A 16388-nucleotide genomic window follows, 5' to 3' on the forward strand; every position below is an offset into this window, starting at 1 on the left:
CTATCATGAATAACAAATTTTCTATACTAATTCTTTGTTTGCTGACTTGCATTTTTTCAAATAATGCAATAGGACAAAAAAATGCATTTGATCAAAATAAATTAGCTTCTGATTTAGAAGTTATGGCAAAAAAACTAGAAAAATCATTGGCGATAGATCGCAGTAATTTTCCGGTTTATGATGTCGTTAAAGATTTTGGCGCAATAAACAACGGAGTACAAGTAACGACAAAAGAATTACAAAGTGCCATTGATAAGTGTGCTGCAAACGGGCCTTCCCGACTTTTCTTTCCTGCTGGAATGTATCTTACCGGAACACTTATTTTAAAATCAGGCGTTCATATTGAATTGGACAAAAATGCAAAAATACTGGGAAGCACAGATGCAAAAGATTATCTGGTCATTCAGCCAGAATACAAAAACAATACAGATCTTCAGGTTGATAAATCGCTGTTTTACGCTGAGAAAGTAGACGGGATATCGATTACAGGAAAAGGAATGATTGACTTTCAGGGAACAAGTCCAGTTTATTTAGGAACTGGAAATAATGACAAACGCCGACCTTTTGGAATCAGAATCGTAAGTTCAAAAAACATTTATATAAGCGGTATAATGCTTTTGAATTCCCCACAATGGATGCAGCATTATCTGGATTGTGAAAACCTGATGGTAGAAAATATAAACGTTTTTAACCATGCACACCAAAACAATGACGGAATTGATATAGACGGTTGCCGTAATGTTTATGTTCGCAATTCCCGTATCGACAGTGATGACGATGCTATTTGCTTAAAAAGCAACGGACCTTCTGCCTGCGAAAATGTCCTTATCGAAAACTGTATTGCCTCAAGCCACTGTAATTCCTTAAAACTAGGAACTGAAACTACAGGCGGATTCAAAAACATCATGTACCGAAATTGCAAAGTGGTTCAATCCGTAACCGGTTTTCATAAAGTAAACGGAACCGAAACAACCCGTACCGCCATCACCCTAATTATTACTGACGGAGGTAAAATGGAAAACGTTTGGTTTGATAATATCGAAGCGACAGATTGTGTAACACCAATATTTGTAACTCTAGGAAACAGAAGCCGCAAACATACCGCTACAGCACCAATACCAGCTGTAGGAAGTATTAAAAACATCCTATTTTCTAATATAAAAGCTTTTGGAGCCGGACCAATGTCATCATCAATTACAGGATTAGACAATGCTAATAAAGTAACCAATGTTATCCTTAAAAATATCAATATTGAATTAACGCATCCCGGAAATCCTGAAGACAGAAGCATTGATATGACGAAACTTTTACAGGAAAAAAAACGGGGTTATCCGTCGCCTGATACCTTCGGAAATATGTCAAGTTATGGTTTCAATTTTAAATATGTGAACGGTTTAAAAATCGAAAATTTGAAATATGATTTAAAATGTAAAGATCCGCGTGAAGCTACGATTTTTGAAGATTGCGAAAATGTGGTTAAATAATATTTTGGACGTAATTATATGTAGGGTTTGGTGTAGTCCCTACGGGACAATTTTCTGGGATGTTGGATATTTTTTCTACCAACATTTAAACTCCTAACGGAGTAATTCTTAGAAACTCTAAAAAAATATCTCGTAGAGATTACATATTGGTAGAAAAAACAAATTACGACCCTGAAAATTGTCCCGTAGGGACTACACAAACCTCAACCTATTAAATTATTTAAACACATCGGCAAAACAATCGAACAAATTAACGAATAAACAAATAAACATTTCATCAAATGACTTATCAACCTTCATCAGAACGATATAAAAATATGGACTACAGACGCTGCGGTAATTCGGGTATTAAATTATCTGCGTTATCGTTGGGTTTGTGGCATAATTTCGGGAATGTCAATGATTTCGAAAACAGCCGTAATCTTATTCAAACTGCTTTTGATAATGGAATTAACCATTTTGATCTTGCTAATAATTATGGTCCGCCACCAGGTTCTGCCGAGGAAAATTTCGGGAAGATACTGAAACAGGATTTCAAAAATTACAGAGATGAAATGATCATTTCTACCAAAGCCGGTTATACCATGTGGGATGGTCCGTATGGCGATTGGGGTTCTAAAAAATATTTGGTTTCAAGTCTGGATCAAAGTCTTAAAAGGATGAGACTGGATTACGTAGATATTTTCTACCATCACAGGCCAGATCCTGAAACTCCTCTCGAAGAAACCATGACAGCTTTAGATCTTATTGTGCGACAAGGAAAAGCATTATATGTTGGACTTTCTAATTACAATGCGGAACAAACATTGCAAGCCGTAAAACTGCTTAAACACTTGGGAACTCCATGCCTGATCCATCAGCCTAAATACTCCATGTTTGTTCGTGATCCGGAAAATGGATTGCTTGATGTATTAGAAAAACAAGGCGTTGGCTGTATTCCTTTTTCGCCTTTGGCACAAGGATTACTTTCTGATAAATATCTTAATGGAATTCCCGAGGATTCAAGAGTTGCCACAAGCGGACAATTCCTGAATGAAAGTCATATTACAGCTGAAAAAATACAAAAGATTTCCCTGCTCAATAATCTGGCAAAACAGCGCGGACAGAAACTGGCACATATGGCATTATCCTGGCTCCTGCGAGATAATCGAATAACATCAGTCTTAATAGGATCGAGTAAACCGGAACAAATTATAGATTCTATTGAAGCTCTAAAAAATATCATTTTTAGCGAAGAAGAATTAACTCTTATAAACTATATTTTGAATGACAAATAAGTAAAAAAATTTAACAAAAACCGTGTGCGCACACGCGCAATATTAACTATTAAATAACCACATTTTTAAAACAATTTATTATGAAAACAAGTTTGAATTTCCATCGATGTTCGATGAAGAAAATTTTCTTTTTTGCAAGCATTGCGTTTTTATGTAACGCATCAGTGCTTTGGAGCGCCACCCGAAACGTGGTCGCAGATTACGGAGCAGATAATACAGGTGCCAGCTATGCAACTGTCAATATCCAAAATGCAATTAATGCCTGCCAGCCAGGTGATGTATTATTCTTTCCTGACGGAACTTATTTAATGGACAGCGGTTTGACGCTTAAATCCAACGACTTAACAGTTATCATTTCCCCGGGCGCACTTATAAAAGCCAATACTATCTATGTATGGCGCGAGAACGGAAGTGATTTATTCTTTGGTGAAAACCTTAAGAATATTGAAATAACCGGAGGCGGAATCATCGATGGCGGTGGTTTGGTCTACGAACGCAGTACGAGACCTTATGATAAACCCGGACGTGGTATTGAATTAATTGGTTGTACGAACGTAAACATTCATCATTTAACAGTTAGAAATATCCCAAATTTTGCTGTCAATATTGAAAGATGCAATCTCGTAATAGTAGATAATATGTTAATTCGTGGTCGACCTTTTGATAACTTTCGCGGTTCTGCAGATGGTATAGATATCCAAAGCTGCTTTGATGTTACCATTACCAATTGTGATATTGAAGTTGGTGATGATGCACTTTGTCTAAAGGTTAAACCCGATGCCCCTTTGCATAAAGTAAGAATCAAGAACTGTATTTTGGCTTCTTCCTGCAACGCTTTTAAAATTGGAACTGATACAAAAAATGATGTGTATGATATCATTGCCGAAAATGTTATTATAAACAAACATTCCAATCCTGCTGAATCCGGACAAGATCCTATTTCTACTGGTGATTGTATCTCTGCTATAACAGTACAAAGTAACGATAACACCAATGTACATGATGTTACCATCAGAAATTTCACGATCAACAGCTGCTACAACCCTATTTATCTTGAATTGCAAAACAGAGGAAATCACAGCCCGTTTAATGGTACACTAAGCAACATTTTAATTGAAAACATCAATTGCAAAAAAGCAACTGTACAACCGGTAGTATTCAATTATGACTGTGCGGAAACTACTAAAATTGAAGATGTAACCCTAAACAATATTACAGTTTATAACTACAGTTCAAATGCAGGAGTTGTTCCTACTTGCATGAACGGAAACTATCCTGAAGTTAAAAATAACGGAATCGCCAATGCTTATGGTATTTGGGCAAGAGGTATTGATGGTCTTGATATTAACAGCTGTGATTTTATCAATACAGGAAACAGCAGTCGTCCGAGAACTTACTTCGAAAACACAACGGCTGATGTTCATGAAACTGATGGATGTACCCGAATTCCAATTGATCCTTTCTCAAAAGTAAATAATGGTGCTTATAGAAATGTTCCTATTACCGTTGCCGCTACTGGCGCAGCTGTGACTTTTGGGCCTCAGCCTACTGACGGTTCCTGGAGCTGGACAGGACCAAACGGATTTAATTCAAATTCACGCGAAGTTACTGTTTCTAATATTCAGGATGTAAAATACGGAACCTATACCGCAACGTACACCAACAGTTGCGGAGCTATAAGTACTATGGATTTTGAGATTACGAATAAAAATATCTATGAGGCAGAAAATGCTTTAATCAATGAAGGAACTATAAACGACGGAGCAACCGGAAGATATGTTGACTTAAATGCCGGTGGAAGCCTAAAATGGGGAAATGTTAATATGACTACCGCTGGAACATACAATCTAGCATTTAATGTTGCGGTTTATTCTGCAAGTACAAGAAAAATGGGACTTTATGTAAACGGTACAAAAAAAGGCGTTATCACATCCTCCTCTTTAACTTTTGCCGAAGTTTCCTTAAGCACTGCTCTTAATCAGGGAAATAACGTAATCGAGCTGCGTGATTCTGAAGGAACAACGGAATTAAATGTAGACTATTTAGCTATAAAAACTACTTCGGGAGGTATAGCGGCTAAAAGTGCAAAGACTGCTGAAACAACAACTGAATCTTTAACTGAGGAAGGTTTGTATATCTATCCTAATCCAAACAAAGGAATTATAAACATTGATTTTAATGGTGAAAAATATACTTCAATAGAAATTTATAACAGTACAGGAAGTTTGGTTTACTCTGGTAAAGTTAAAGAGGAGAATTCATTTAAAGCAGACCTGAGTTCAACCTTAAAAACTGGTATTTACTTGGTTTCCTTAAAATCAGGCAGCAAAGTTTCAAACAAAAAGCTAATGGTTAATTAAGTTTTAAATAGTAATAAATAATGGTTCTGAATTCCATACAAAAGTAAATTACAAATAATAAGTTATGTCAGATAAAATCGTGTGTTTTGGAGAAATATTACTTCGCCTTTCACCTCCAAATCATTTAAAAATTTTTAAATCAAAAACATTTGAAGCACATTATGGCGGTGCTGAAGCAAATGTTGGAGCGTCATTGTCTTTAATGGGCTGTGATGTTAAGGTTGTAACTGCACTTCCTCAAAATGAACTTGGGGCAGCTGCAGAAAGTGAAATGCTTTCGTATGGAATGAAGGCCAATAGTATCAAACAAGGAGAACGAATCGGAATTTATTATTTCGAACAGGGTGCGTCTGAAAGACCTGGAAGAGTAATCTATGATCGAAACAGTTCTTCTTTTTCGATGCTAAAAAAAGGAATGATCGATTGGAAAACTATTTTCAAAGATGCAAAATGGTTTCATTGGTCGGGCATCACTCCTGCCCTTTCGCAAGATTTGGCAGATGTTTGTGAAGAAGCCTTAATTATAGCCTCCGAAATGGGGCTTATAATTTCTGCTGATTTAAACTTCAGACCAACCTTATGGAATTATGGCAAAAAAGCCAATGAAGTAATGCCGAACCTAATTCAATATTGTGATGTGCTTTTGGGAGGAATTGATGATTCTGAGAACTGCTTAGGAATAAAAACAACAGAAAAAGAATCTTTTGAAGATGTTTATACAAAATGGCAAAAACAGCATCCAAAATTAAAAACGATTGTTTCCACACTTCGATACGATGCCAACGCATCATCGAATACAATTGGAGCGGTTTTATGGAGCAATTCAAAATTATACAAATCGACAGAATATAAGATATCACACATTATCGATCGTATTGGTGCCGGCGATGCCTTTATGGCAGGACTTATATACGGGCTTATTAACTGGTCGGAAGATCCTAAAAAAACGGTGGAATATGCCTTAGCAGCTTCTTGCCTAAAACATTCAATTGCCGGAGATATTAATTTGGCTTCAGCCGATGATATTAAAGCTTTAATGAACGGTTCTACAGGCGGAAGAGTGATTCGATAATTCTAAAAACTATCTAATTTATTAACACAAAGCAAAAGATCATAAAATAAAAAATCTGCTAAAGCTGCGAGAAAAAATAAGCGCAAATATTTATTGGAAGATTAAATCCTATGGGAAATGGTAATAAAAACGAATAAAAGTGAGTAAAATAGAACAAGTAATAACCACGATTACAAAACAAGGCACATTGCCTTTGTATTTTAATAAAGATGAAACTGTCAGTATAGAAATATTGCGCGCGCTGTACAAAGCCGGAATAAAAGCAATCGAATATACGCACAGAGGAATTGAAGCGACAGAAAACTTCAAAAAAATGATAGCCGTTCGCGATGCCGAAATGTTCGATTTACTTATCGGAATTGGAACCATTAAAAATGAAGCGCAAACAGAAACCTATCTGGAATTGGGTGCTGACTTTTTTATAAGTCCGGGTTTTGTTCCCGAAGTAGCCGCTTTATTAAAAAGCAAAGAAATTTTATATATCCCGGGTTGTATGACTCCAACTGAAATAATTGCGGCTGAAAACAAAGGAATTCAGTTCATAAAATTATTTCCGGGAAACAAGATAGAACCTGACTTTCTATCCAGCATAAAAGACATTTTTCCCGATCTGATTTTTATGCCTACAGGCGGAGTCGATACAACAAAAGAAAATATTCAGGCATGGTTTGATGCAGGAGTTTCCGCCGTTGGAATGGGAAGCAAATTAATTAGCAAGAAACTGATGGATAACAAGGATTATGAGACCCTAGAAACTCAAACCAAAAGCGTCCTGAACATTATAAAAACTATAAACAAGTAACCAATAAATAATAAAAAATGAATTCAGTATTTAATTTAGAAGGAAAAATTGCCCTTATAACCGGAGGTGCAGGGGTTTTGGGCAGTAATATGGCCGAAGTATTAGGCAAAGAAGGTGTAATTACAGGAATCGTAGGACTTACTCTTGAGGAAGCTCAAACAGCAGTAGACAGATTAACAGCTAAGGGCGTTAAAGCTTTTGCAGTTAAAGGAAATGTTTTAAATCAGGAAGAACTGGAAGAAATCCGTAGTACAATTGTTGAGAAATATGGCCGCTTGGATATCTTAATAAATGCTGCAGGAGGAAATATGCCGGGAGCAACAATTGGACCGGATCAGGCTTTTTACGACTTAAAATTAGGTGACTTACAAAAAGTAATGGATTTAAATGTTATTGGGACAATGCTTCCTTCAAAAGTATTTTCTGAGCTTTTCGCAAAACAAAAAAGCGGAATTATCATCAATATTTCTTCGGCATCAGCAGAGCGTCCGTTAACCAGAGTCGTGGGTTATTCAGCTTCAAAAGCTGCTATCGATAATTTCACTAAGTGGATGTCTGTAGAATTGGCTTCAAAATACGGCGAAGGAATTCGTGTGAATGCCATTGCTCCGGGGTTTTTTATCGGAGAACAAAACCGAGCCTTATTATTAACACCGGAAGGAGAATTGACTCCAAGAGGAAATAAAATTATCGATCAGACCCCAATGAAACGTTTTGGCGTTCCTGAAGATTTAGATGGCGTTTTACTTTTTCTATGCAGCGACATGTCCAAATTCGTAACCGGAACAATTATAAAAGTAGATGGCGGTTTTGGCGCAACAAGTATTTAATAGAACCTATTGTTAACGATTATTTTAACACATAGAAACATAGCTTTTATGACGCAAAGGAAGGCGTTTCACTTATTAAAAGGTACATAAGCTATGTAAAAAAAATGTATTTCTCTTCATATCATTTTTTTTAAGAATTGAATCTATGTCTCTATGTGTTTAAAAAAATACACATTATCAAAAACACTAATTATAAAATTCAAAATAAAATGGAACAGACATTAAGATGGTTCGGGCCAAACGATCCCGTTTCTTTATCAGATATAGCACAATCAGGCGCAACAGGAGTTGTAACCGCATTACACCATATTCCAAACGGTCAGGTTTGGGAAGTTGAAGAAATTCAAAAGAGAATTGATATTGTAAAATACAAGGATGGAAATCCTGAGAATGGATTGACAGGTTTAAAATGGAGAGTTGTTGAAAGTATTCCCGTTCATGAAGACATCAAAAAACAAACAGGAAATTACCTTCAATACATTGAAAATTACAAACAAAGCATTAAAAATCTTGCTGAGTGCGGTATCCATTGTATCTGTTATAATTTCATGCCTGTATTAGACTGGTCACGAACTGATTTGTCGTATGAAATGCCCGATGGTTCAAAAGCATTACGTTTTGATATGACCGAATTTGCAGCATTTGAATTGTTTATTTTAAAACGTCCTGATGCTGACAAATCATATTCAGAAGCGCAAATTAAAGCTGCTACCACGTACTTCGAAAATGCATCAAAAGAAGACAAAATCAAATTACAGCAGAACATTCTTGCCGGACTTCCAGGTGCTGAAGAAGCATATTCTGTTGAAGATTTCCTAATTACTTTGGCAGCTTATGATGGTATTGACAGCAATAAATTGAAAGAGCATTTATTCTTTTTCCTAAAAGAAATTATTCCCGTTGCCGAAAGCAATCATGTATTGATGGCCATTCATCCGGACGATCCGCCTTATCCTATTTTAGGACTTCCGAGAGTGGTAAGCACAGAAAATGATCTTATCGAATTGATGAGAGCGTATGATTCAAAATCAAACGGATTTACAATGTGTACAGGTTCTTACGGCGTTAGAGCCGATAATGATTTAGCCGGAATCGTGAGACGTCACGGTGATAAAATGAATTTTATTCACCTAAGAAGTACACAACGTGACGAGCAAGGAAACTTTTTTGAAGCAAATCATCTTGAAGGTGATGTTGACATGTATGAAGTGGTAAAAGAAATCATCAAAGTAGAAAAAAGAAACGGAAGTAAACTCCCAATGCGTCCAGATCATGGTCACCAAATGCTTGATGATTTAAAGAAAAAAACAAATCCCGGATATTCCGGAATTGGACGTTTAAGAGGTTTGGCTGAACTACGAGGATTAGAACTGGGAATCAAAAGAAGTTTATAAATAAACATTGATATAATTTTTTTAATACCGTTACACCATAAAATCATGACATTAAAAATACAATCATGCAAAAAAACTTTATTTAAAATTCTATTATTAAACTATAACAACCAAAAATAATGCATAATAAAACCGAAGTCATTGGAAAATACCGATGGACCATCTGTGGACTGCTTTTCTTTGCTACCACTGTCAATTATTTAGACAGACAGGTACTGAGTTTATTAGCCCCAAGCCTTTCAGAAGAATTTCACTGGAGTAACAGCGATTATGCTAATATTACAGCAATTTTTCAATTTGTGTACGCCATCTCGATGCTTTTTGCAGGAAGAATGATTGATAAAGTGGGAACAAAAATTGGTTACATTTTAGCGATTGCCTTATGGTCAATTGGCGCCATTATGCATGCCTACGCCATCCCAATTGGAACTTCGGTAAACAATATTTTGGTTTGGGCGGGAATCGCTGCAGTGCCGGTTTCTATTTTAGGGTTTATGATTTCAAGATCATTTTTAGCTGTTGGTGAAGCAGGAAATTTTCCCGCCGCCATTAAAGCCGTTGCTGAATATTTTCCAAAGAAAGAACGTTCACTTGCAACGGGTATTTTTAATTCAGGTTCAAATGTTGGAGCGATATTAGCACCTTTAACCGTTCCGTGGATTGCTGTAAATTGGGGTTGGGAAATTGCCTTTATCATCATTGGTGGAATTGGTTTTATTTGGATGTTTTTTTGGTACGTTCTATATGAAAAACCCGAAAAGCAAAAAAGGCTATCAGCAGCTGAATTAAATTATATTCTTGAAAATGAGGTTATAGAAAAGGAAGTTGAAAACGCTTTGCCAAAAGAAAAAATTTCGTGGATTAAACTTTTAAAATACAAACAAACATGGGCTTTTATAATTGGTAAATTTCTAACCGATGGTATCTGGTGGTTCTTTTTATTCTGGCTGCCTAAATATTTAGAAGCGCAATTTGGGCTTGTAAAAACCGATATTGCTTTTCCGCTTTCCGTACTTTATACAATGACAATGGTTGGAAGTATTTATGGCGGTTATTTCCCCATGTATTTCATCAACAAAGGTTACAACGCTTATGAGGGTCGAATGAAAGCGATGTTTATTATTGCCCTTTTTCCTTTAGTTGTTTTATTAGCTCAACCACTCGGCTATATTAGTTATTGGATTCCTGTACTATTAATTGGTGTTGGAGCTTCTGCACATCAGGCTTGGTCTGCTAATATATTTACAACAGTATCTGATATGTTTCCTAAAAAAGCAATTGGTTCTGTGATTGGTATTGGCGGAATGGCAGGAGGAATTGGCGGTGTTCTGGTTTCAAAATTGGGCGGTGCACTTTTCGATTATTATGAAAATTTGGGGCATATTCAAACAGGATATACTGTAATGTTTGTGCTTTGTGCTGTTGCGTATTTGATTGCGTGGGCGATTATGAAATTCCTTGTTCCAAAATACACTGTGATAACAGATTTATAAAAATTCATTAATAAGTTACTCGAAAAATATTTGGCTTTCAGTGTTATACATTGGAAGCTTTTATTTCTACAACAAAAAACGATTATTTTTCTTACTTTGAAGTTTTTCAAGAATTAAATTTATCTTATATTTATAGGTCACCAATTACTTAAATTATTCACCAATTAATAGTCTTGCATTAAAACTCTTAAAATAAAACGAAATACAATTATTTTATCTCAGGAGGAAGTTTGCAGTCATTTTTATTTTTTAAAAACAGGCTGTATGCGCACTTATTATATCACAAAAGAAGGTCAGGAAAAAACCGATCTCTCATACTGATTTTTTTATTCTTTTAAATGAGATTCCGAGTTGGGCATTATTCTACAGAAAAATGTTTAAAATACATCCGGAAGCTTCGGGACCAGCTATGTGAAAGAAATGTGTTTCTTTTTTGCATTTAAAATCTATGTTTCTATAGGTGCCAATTGAACTCTTATTAATTACACCCAACGGGTTAATAATAATTAATCAGGCAGTTCTTCAATTCCCTTTGGTTCAACCCTAACTCTTGCATTCATAAGGTGCCTGAACTTACTTGAAGTTTCGTAAGCCAGTTTTCGAACCCGCATAATATTTCCTAGCGGACGGTGTTCTGGCAGGCAATGAAACGGATTAAAACTCAAAACATCATCGGCATATACACGTCGTTCGGGGCTAAAAGTTTTCTGAGGAAAAAATACAAGCTTCGCAATTGGCTGATAAGGACTTTTATCCTCCGGCCATTGTACAGATGCGTCTTCAACCGGCATTATATCTAAGTCTGTACAAAGCTGTGCTCCCATCTCATATTCTGCTGTATTAGACTTAAAAAAATCAGCAATGATCGAAGTTAAGAAAGCATTTTCATCAGCCTCAATAATAGCATCCTCTATTTTCTTCCCTGATAATTCCCTGACATTTTCTGACAGCGGTTTCATATTAATTTTTGCTACATAATCTCCATAACGCAACGCTGCCATACTAAAGTACGTATCTCCCAGAATATGAGGTCCAGGAGCATCCAACTCATTGGTATCATCTGCCAGTCCAACTTTTGCCAATACATTCTGTACGCCTACTGCGGCTTTTTGTGCTATTTTCTGAACCAATAAATCACTATCGGCATGGCTTTCAATCTTTTCCTGTGCTTTTAAATATTCTTTTATAGTACCCGTAGGGATAATGGGATAATTAACAAGCAGAAAATCCTGTGTTACGGCATGAGATAAATCATCCAGATATTTTTGCCCTTCAACACCAATAACTTTTATAGCCATGCCTCTAAATGCCGACATTTTATCAGGAACTATGGAACCCTGCGCTGTTGAGAACCTTACAATCACAGGATATTTTTTAGGTTTACTAAATAATCCCTGTGCCAGATGCTCAGGCAGATTGTCGTAAATCTCTAATTCGCCTTTCAAAATTCCGTGGCTTTTTGAGTGCGCATCCCTTATGGCATGACGGTGCTTCTCATACATCAGGCGATTTACTCTTGCCATTGAGTCCACAACTTTTTTATTAATTTCGTCCTCATTAGGCTGTATAACTTCTATATTTTCATTGTATCGTATGTAATTGCGGGAGTCTGTCATATGAAATGATTTATTTATTTCTAAAATTAAAAGGAAACGATTTTGTCCGGATTTTTACTTTTCTGAAGGTTTATAAGACGGCATTGCTATCATGCCAAATAATGTTGCGAGAGTATATTTATTTTTCATAATAAATTTGACAAATCCAGTCAGTTTAAGAATTAAACATATGACTCAAATCTATAAATCTCTTAGACAAAGATCTTACAAAATATAAATCTCGTTTTACAGGATTCACAGGTTAACAATTTCATTATCAAATACAAAATAATAAATACGCCGAAGCATATACCTTATAATTTAATAACAAAAGCTGATTTTTTTATAAGACAAAATCTTTGTATAGAATTAATTTTGAGGTTATTAATCTTTTAAAAAATTCAAATCATGGAAAATTCAAACAATTATAGCGCTGAAGAACTTCAAAAATGTCCTTATCACAGTCAGGAAAATAATTCCGACAAAAACAATGAACCACAAGAAAAGCCCAACACAGGAGATTGGGGAGATATTGATGAAGACGATGAAGCGGGAACTGATCCTAATCGTTATGAAAGCGGAAACGATAATTCCGGAGGTTCCGGTAGTACAGGCAGTGCAGCAACAAATAGCTAAAACTTTAATAATGCAGGATTTCTTTTATCCTGCATTATTTCTTTTAATTTAACTTTCAAATTATGCCTTGGTATAACGGAGATTTTCCTCCATCCTATAAAAACCTTCCCGAAGAACTTCGGAAAAAAGCAGTAGAAATAGCCAACGCTCTTCTCAAAAATGGCATCGAAGAAGGCTCTGCAATAGCAATTGGACTTAAGCGAGCTCGTGATTTTTTGAAAAGTCGAAAATAATTAGAGCAAAACCTGTTTTTTCCAATTGGGAAGATGGTATAAAAATCAAAACCTGTAACGAAAATCGTTACAGGTTTTTTTAAATATTAAATAATCAACAAATGCAGACTTTTATCTGCCATTTGTACTGGTCGAATCTGTTTTCACAGTCGTATTTCCTTTTTGTGTTGTTCCGGCAGAACCAGAACCGGTAGAACCTTCGCCAGTTGCACCGGTCGTTCCTGCCCCAACACTTGTTGTGTCTGAATTTGGTCCAACAGTATCTATTTGTGTCGTTGTAGAATCTGCACTTTTGTTGTAATCAGTTGGAGCCGTTTCATTTTTTTTACAGGATAAAGCTAAACCTGCAACAACAATAGCTAATACTATTTTGATTCGTATTGTTTTCATAATGAGTTTTTTAGTTATAATTTCAAATGTATTACTATCAGTAATTTTAATCTTATAAAATTTTTATTAGTCATTATACAATTCAAACATTCATAAAAAACATCATTAAATAAGTTGTAGAATTGGTCGTACCTGCATACTCACAATATCACATCTTTTAGGTTGCGATACTATAAACAATATGCTCATTGCAATATCATCTGCATCAAGCATTTCTAGTTTTTCAATTTTTTCTCGTTGTTCTTCCTTAGTTCCCGGCTGCATGTCAGACATTACAGCTCCGGGTTCTATAAGACTCACTTTTATCCCTAACGGATTTATTTCTTTACGAAGTGCTGCTGTAAAACCGTTAATAGCAGATTTTGTTGTTACGTAAATCGTGCTTTCCGGATTTTTGATCTCGGCACTCATTGATCCTACGTTAACAATATGCCCTGATTTTTGTGTTTTCATTCTCACAACGGCTTGTTGTGCAAAATCAATGTAGCCCTTAATATTCGTATCTACTATATATTTCCAATCGTCGTTACTGGTAATTCCACCAGAAGATAAAGCAGCATTATTAATCAAAATGTCGATGTTTCCCATGCTTAGATCTACAATATCAAAAATCTTTTTAATATCATCCTCATTTGTAACATCCGCTGGTGTTCCAAACAATTCGGCTTCAGGATATTTTGCTGTAAACTCTTCAAAAGTGTTATTAAAATCTTCGTGGTCCCTTCCAAAAATAAGCACTCGTGCGCCGAGCGAAAGTAACAATTCGGCAGTGGCTTTTCCTATTCCGGTTGTTCCGCCCGTAATTACAATATTTTTATCCTTAATATTTGTTCCAAAGTATTCATTTAAATTTTTCATAGTCTTATTTTTTAGTCATTTAATGCAACTTAATTAAAGTGCTACTTCTTGTGTATGTTCAGTAACTGTTTTCGAATCCTGTTTGATTCTTTTTATTAATACGATCATTATTACCGCAAGCAATGTTATTATTCCAAAGGAAATCCTGATACTTGCTGCTTCTGAAATAAAACCAATAATAGGCGGCACTACCAAAAATCCCAAATAACTGATACTTGAAATAGAAGCCAGTGTTCTTGCACTTCCCTCTTTAGCAGATTTTCCTGCCAGACTCAAAACCAAAGGCGAAATACAGGATATTCCAAAACCAGTCATCAAAAAACCTATAAAACCAAATATGGGATACGGAATTAAAACTACCAACAGAAAACCTGCCGTGAGCAAAATGGAATTATAGTACAGCATATTTTTTATTCCAATACGATTTACGACGCGATCTCCTGCGAAACGCCCCAGAGTCATTGCTACCATATAAACAGCAAAAGCACCTGTTGCCATCGCTTGCGAAGCGTACATGGTTTTCTGGAAATAAACACCGCTCCAATCATACATGGTATTTTCGCACGCCATGCAAATAAATACGATAATGGCATAATGCAAAACTGATTTTTCGGGCAATGAAAATAAGGTTTTTCTCTTCTTCGGCTCAGGCGGATCGTCTATAGTATATTGATATTGATAAATCGTCAGGGCAATCATAGTTAATCCAACAAGTGGAAAGTGCCATTTTATGCCAATATCCATACTTACCAAAAAATATCCAAGAGCTGCACCTGCAAAACCCGCAATACTCCAAATGCCATGAAATGTCGTTATAATAGATTCCGTATAATGACGCTGTACACTTACTGCCTGTGCATTCATGCTGATATTTAGAAGATTTCGCGCTGACCCAAAGCAAAATAAAATGATAAAAAGCTGCCAAATTTGAGAGGCAAAACCTGTAAAACATAATACGCTGTTGAATGCGACAGATCCTAAAAGCATTATCTTTCTACTGCTAAATTTTCCTAAAAGGTAATTGGTAAGCGGCAAAGTACAAATAAGTCCAACGGGCATTGCAAATAATAAGGTTCCCAACATACTATCACTAAGTTGAAAAGTCGTGCGAATAGTAGGAATTCTGGAAGCCCATGCTGCGTATCCAAATCCTGATATGAAAAAGAATACGGCATTGGCGATACGGTTTTTACCTCGGGTTATATAAGCTTCATTCTTCATGGCAATTTCATTTTCCAAAAAAAACAGCTGCTATTTTGCTGCTTTCGATAATGATTCTGCCATAGCTTTTGCATCTTTGGCGTACGTTCTCTTATAATAATCCAAAAGCTGTTTTTTGGTCTTTTTGGAATCTTTAGCATGTCCATCCCAAATAACTCCCAAAGAAGTATAAGGCGCAACTGTTACTCCGATACTACAGAAAAAATTAGCAATATTTCCTGTAATATGTTCTACTCCATCAGAATCACCTGTCACAATCACACCTCCTATTTTTCCATCAAGTGGAGATTTTTCTCCTGCCAGAATTTTATCATAAACTTCGTCAAGACGCTCTATACATCTTTGAAGTTCTGATGAGTGATTGTTCCACCAAATGGGTGTGGCAAATAACAAAATTTTGGCGTTTGCAATCTTCTCATAAATTTCCGGCCAGTCGTCTTTTGTTTCCATATGAATATAAGTACCGGGAACAATATGGTGTTTTGCAAGTTTGATTACTTCATATTCTATATTTTGTTTCTTAAGATACGGCTCCAAAAATTCCACTAGAGTTTCGGTATTCGATCTTCCATTTTTTTTAAGGGTAGCCAAAAGTATAATCGCTTTCATAATTTTTTATTTAAAAATGTATCGCTTTTTTAAAGGTATTTTTACGCATTTTATCTGAATATAAACCTTTAATAAACAGAATATAATATTCGATTACTTAAAACTAAACATTAGTACTTTATAAATTTTATAAT

Annotated in this window: 16 protein-coding genes; 11 read left to right on the plus strand and 5 right to left on the minus strand. The window is 35.7% G+C overall.

The features are described 5' to 3' along the window. Nucleotides 1-5 precede the first annotated feature (5 nt). The 9 genes from EAH81_RS23025 to EAH81_RS28175 all read left to right on the plus strand — a co-directional run bounded on the left by EAH81_RS23025 (nt 6) and on the right by EAH81_RS28175 (nt 11033). Nucleotides 6-1484, plus strand: a complete 1479-nt coding sequence (locus tag EAH81_RS23025) for a glycoside hydrolase family 28 protein (RefSeq protein WP_140511351.1) — start codon at nt 6-8, stop codon at nt 1482-1484. Nucleotides 1485-1765: 281 nt separating this feature from the next. Beyond that, nucleotides 1766-2761 carry an L-glyceraldehyde 3-phosphate reductase gene (gene mgrA / locus EAH81_RS23030; protein ID WP_140511352.1) on the plus strand — a complete coding sequence of 332 codons (996 nt, stop codon included), beginning with the start codon at nt 1766-1768 and terminating at the stop codon, nt 2759-2761. Between the two features lie 80 nt (nt 2762-2841). Continuing rightward, complete coding sequence (locus EAH81_RS23035; RefSeq protein WP_140511353.1) at nt 2842-5121, plus strand: glycosyl hydrolase family 28 protein; 2280 nt, start codon at nt 2842-2844, stop codon at nt 5119-5121. 64 nt (nt 5122-5185) lie between these two features. Further along, nucleotides 5186-6193, plus strand: coding sequence for a sugar kinase (locus EAH81_RS23040; protein ID WP_140511354.1), 1008 nt, complete (start codon nt 5186-5188; stop codon nt 6191-6193). 139 nt (nt 6194-6332) lie between these two features. Beyond that, nucleotides 6333-6995: a bifunctional 4-hydroxy-2-oxoglutarate aldolase/2-dehydro-3-deoxy-phosphogluconate aldolase gene (locus EAH81_RS23045; protein WP_140511355.1), complete on the plus strand. Its 663-nt coding sequence runs from the start codon at nt 6333-6335 to the stop codon at nt 6993-6995. Nucleotides 6996-7012: 17 nt separating this feature from the next. Then, entirely contained in the window at nt 7013-7825 is an 813-nt protein-coding gene (locus EAH81_RS23050) for an SDR family oxidoreductase (protein WP_140511356.1), read from the plus strand. A gap of 209 nt (nt 7826-8034) precedes the next feature. Further along, the gene (uxuA, locus tag EAH81_RS23055) at nt 8035-9219 is read left to right on the plus strand and encodes a mannonate dehydratase (RefSeq protein ID WP_140511357.1); all 1185 of its coding nucleotides are present in this window, start codon (nt 8035-8037) and stop codon (nt 9217-9219) included. Between the two features lie 119 nt (nt 9220-9338). After that, entirely contained in the window at nt 9339-10712 is a 1374-nt protein-coding gene (locus EAH81_RS23060; RefSeq protein ID WP_140511358.1) for an MFS transporter, read from the plus strand. 192 nt (nt 10713-10904) lie between these two features. Next, on the plus strand, nt 10905-11033 hold the full coding sequence (locus EAH81_RS28175; RefSeq protein WP_410501120.1) for a hypothetical protein: 129 nt from the start codon (nt 10905-10907) through the stop codon (nt 11031-11033). Nucleotides 11034-11218: 185 nt separating this feature from the next. Here EAH81_RS28175 and EAH81_RS23070 read toward each other — a convergent pair whose 3' ends face one another. Next, a complete protein-coding gene (locus tag EAH81_RS23070) occupies nt 11219-12328 on the minus strand; it encodes a catalase family protein (protein WP_140511359.1) in 1110 nt (369 codons plus the stop codon). A 387-nt stretch (nt 12329-12715) separates the two neighbouring features. Here EAH81_RS23070 and EAH81_RS23075 point away from each other — a divergent pair, with 387 nt between their 5' ends. Together EAH81_RS23075 and EAH81_RS27655 are read left to right on the plus strand one after the other, a co-directional pair. After that, a complete protein-coding gene (locus EAH81_RS23075; protein ID WP_140511360.1) occupies nt 12716-12943 on the plus strand; it encodes a hypothetical protein in 228 nt (75 codons plus the stop codon). A 62-nt stretch (nt 12944-13005) separates the two neighbouring features. Continuing rightward, nucleotides 13006-13176: a hypothetical protein gene (locus EAH81_RS27655; RefSeq protein ID WP_170214149.1), complete on the plus strand. Its 171-nt coding sequence runs from the start codon at nt 13006-13008 to the stop codon at nt 13174-13176. A 111-nt stretch (nt 13177-13287) separates the two neighbouring features. Here EAH81_RS27655 and EAH81_RS23080 read toward each other — a convergent pair whose 3' ends face one another. The 4 genes from EAH81_RS23080 to EAH81_RS23095 all read right to left on the minus strand — a co-directional run bounded on the left by EAH81_RS23080 (nt 13288) and on the right by EAH81_RS23095 (nt 16254). After that, on the minus strand, nt 13288-13566 hold the full coding sequence (locus EAH81_RS23080; RefSeq protein WP_140511361.1) for a hypothetical protein: 279 nt from the start codon (nt 13564-13566) through the stop codon (nt 13288-13290). A gap of 105 nt (nt 13567-13671) precedes the next feature. After that, on the minus strand, nt 13672-14424 hold the full coding sequence (locus EAH81_RS23085) for an SDR family oxidoreductase (protein ID WP_140511362.1): 753 nt from the start codon (nt 14422-14424) through the stop codon (nt 13672-13674). A 33-nt stretch (nt 14425-14457) separates the two neighbouring features. Continuing rightward, nucleotides 14458-15663, minus strand: coding sequence for an MFS transporter (locus EAH81_RS23090; protein WP_241676638.1), 1206 nt, complete (start codon nt 15661-15663; stop codon nt 14458-14460). A 12-nt stretch (nt 15664-15675) separates the two neighbouring features. Beyond that, nucleotides 15676-16254 carry a flavodoxin family protein gene (locus EAH81_RS23095; protein WP_140511363.1) on the minus strand — a complete coding sequence of 193 codons (579 nt, stop codon included), beginning with the start codon at nt 16252-16254 and terminating at the stop codon, nt 15676-15678. Nucleotides 16255-16388 lie beyond the last annotated feature (134 nt).

This window comes from Flavobacterium pectinovorum, from assembly GCF_006438875.1.
Taxonomy (GTDB): domain Bacteria; phylum Bacteroidota; class Bacteroidia; order Flavobacteriales; family Flavobacteriaceae; genus Flavobacterium; species Flavobacterium pectinovorum_A.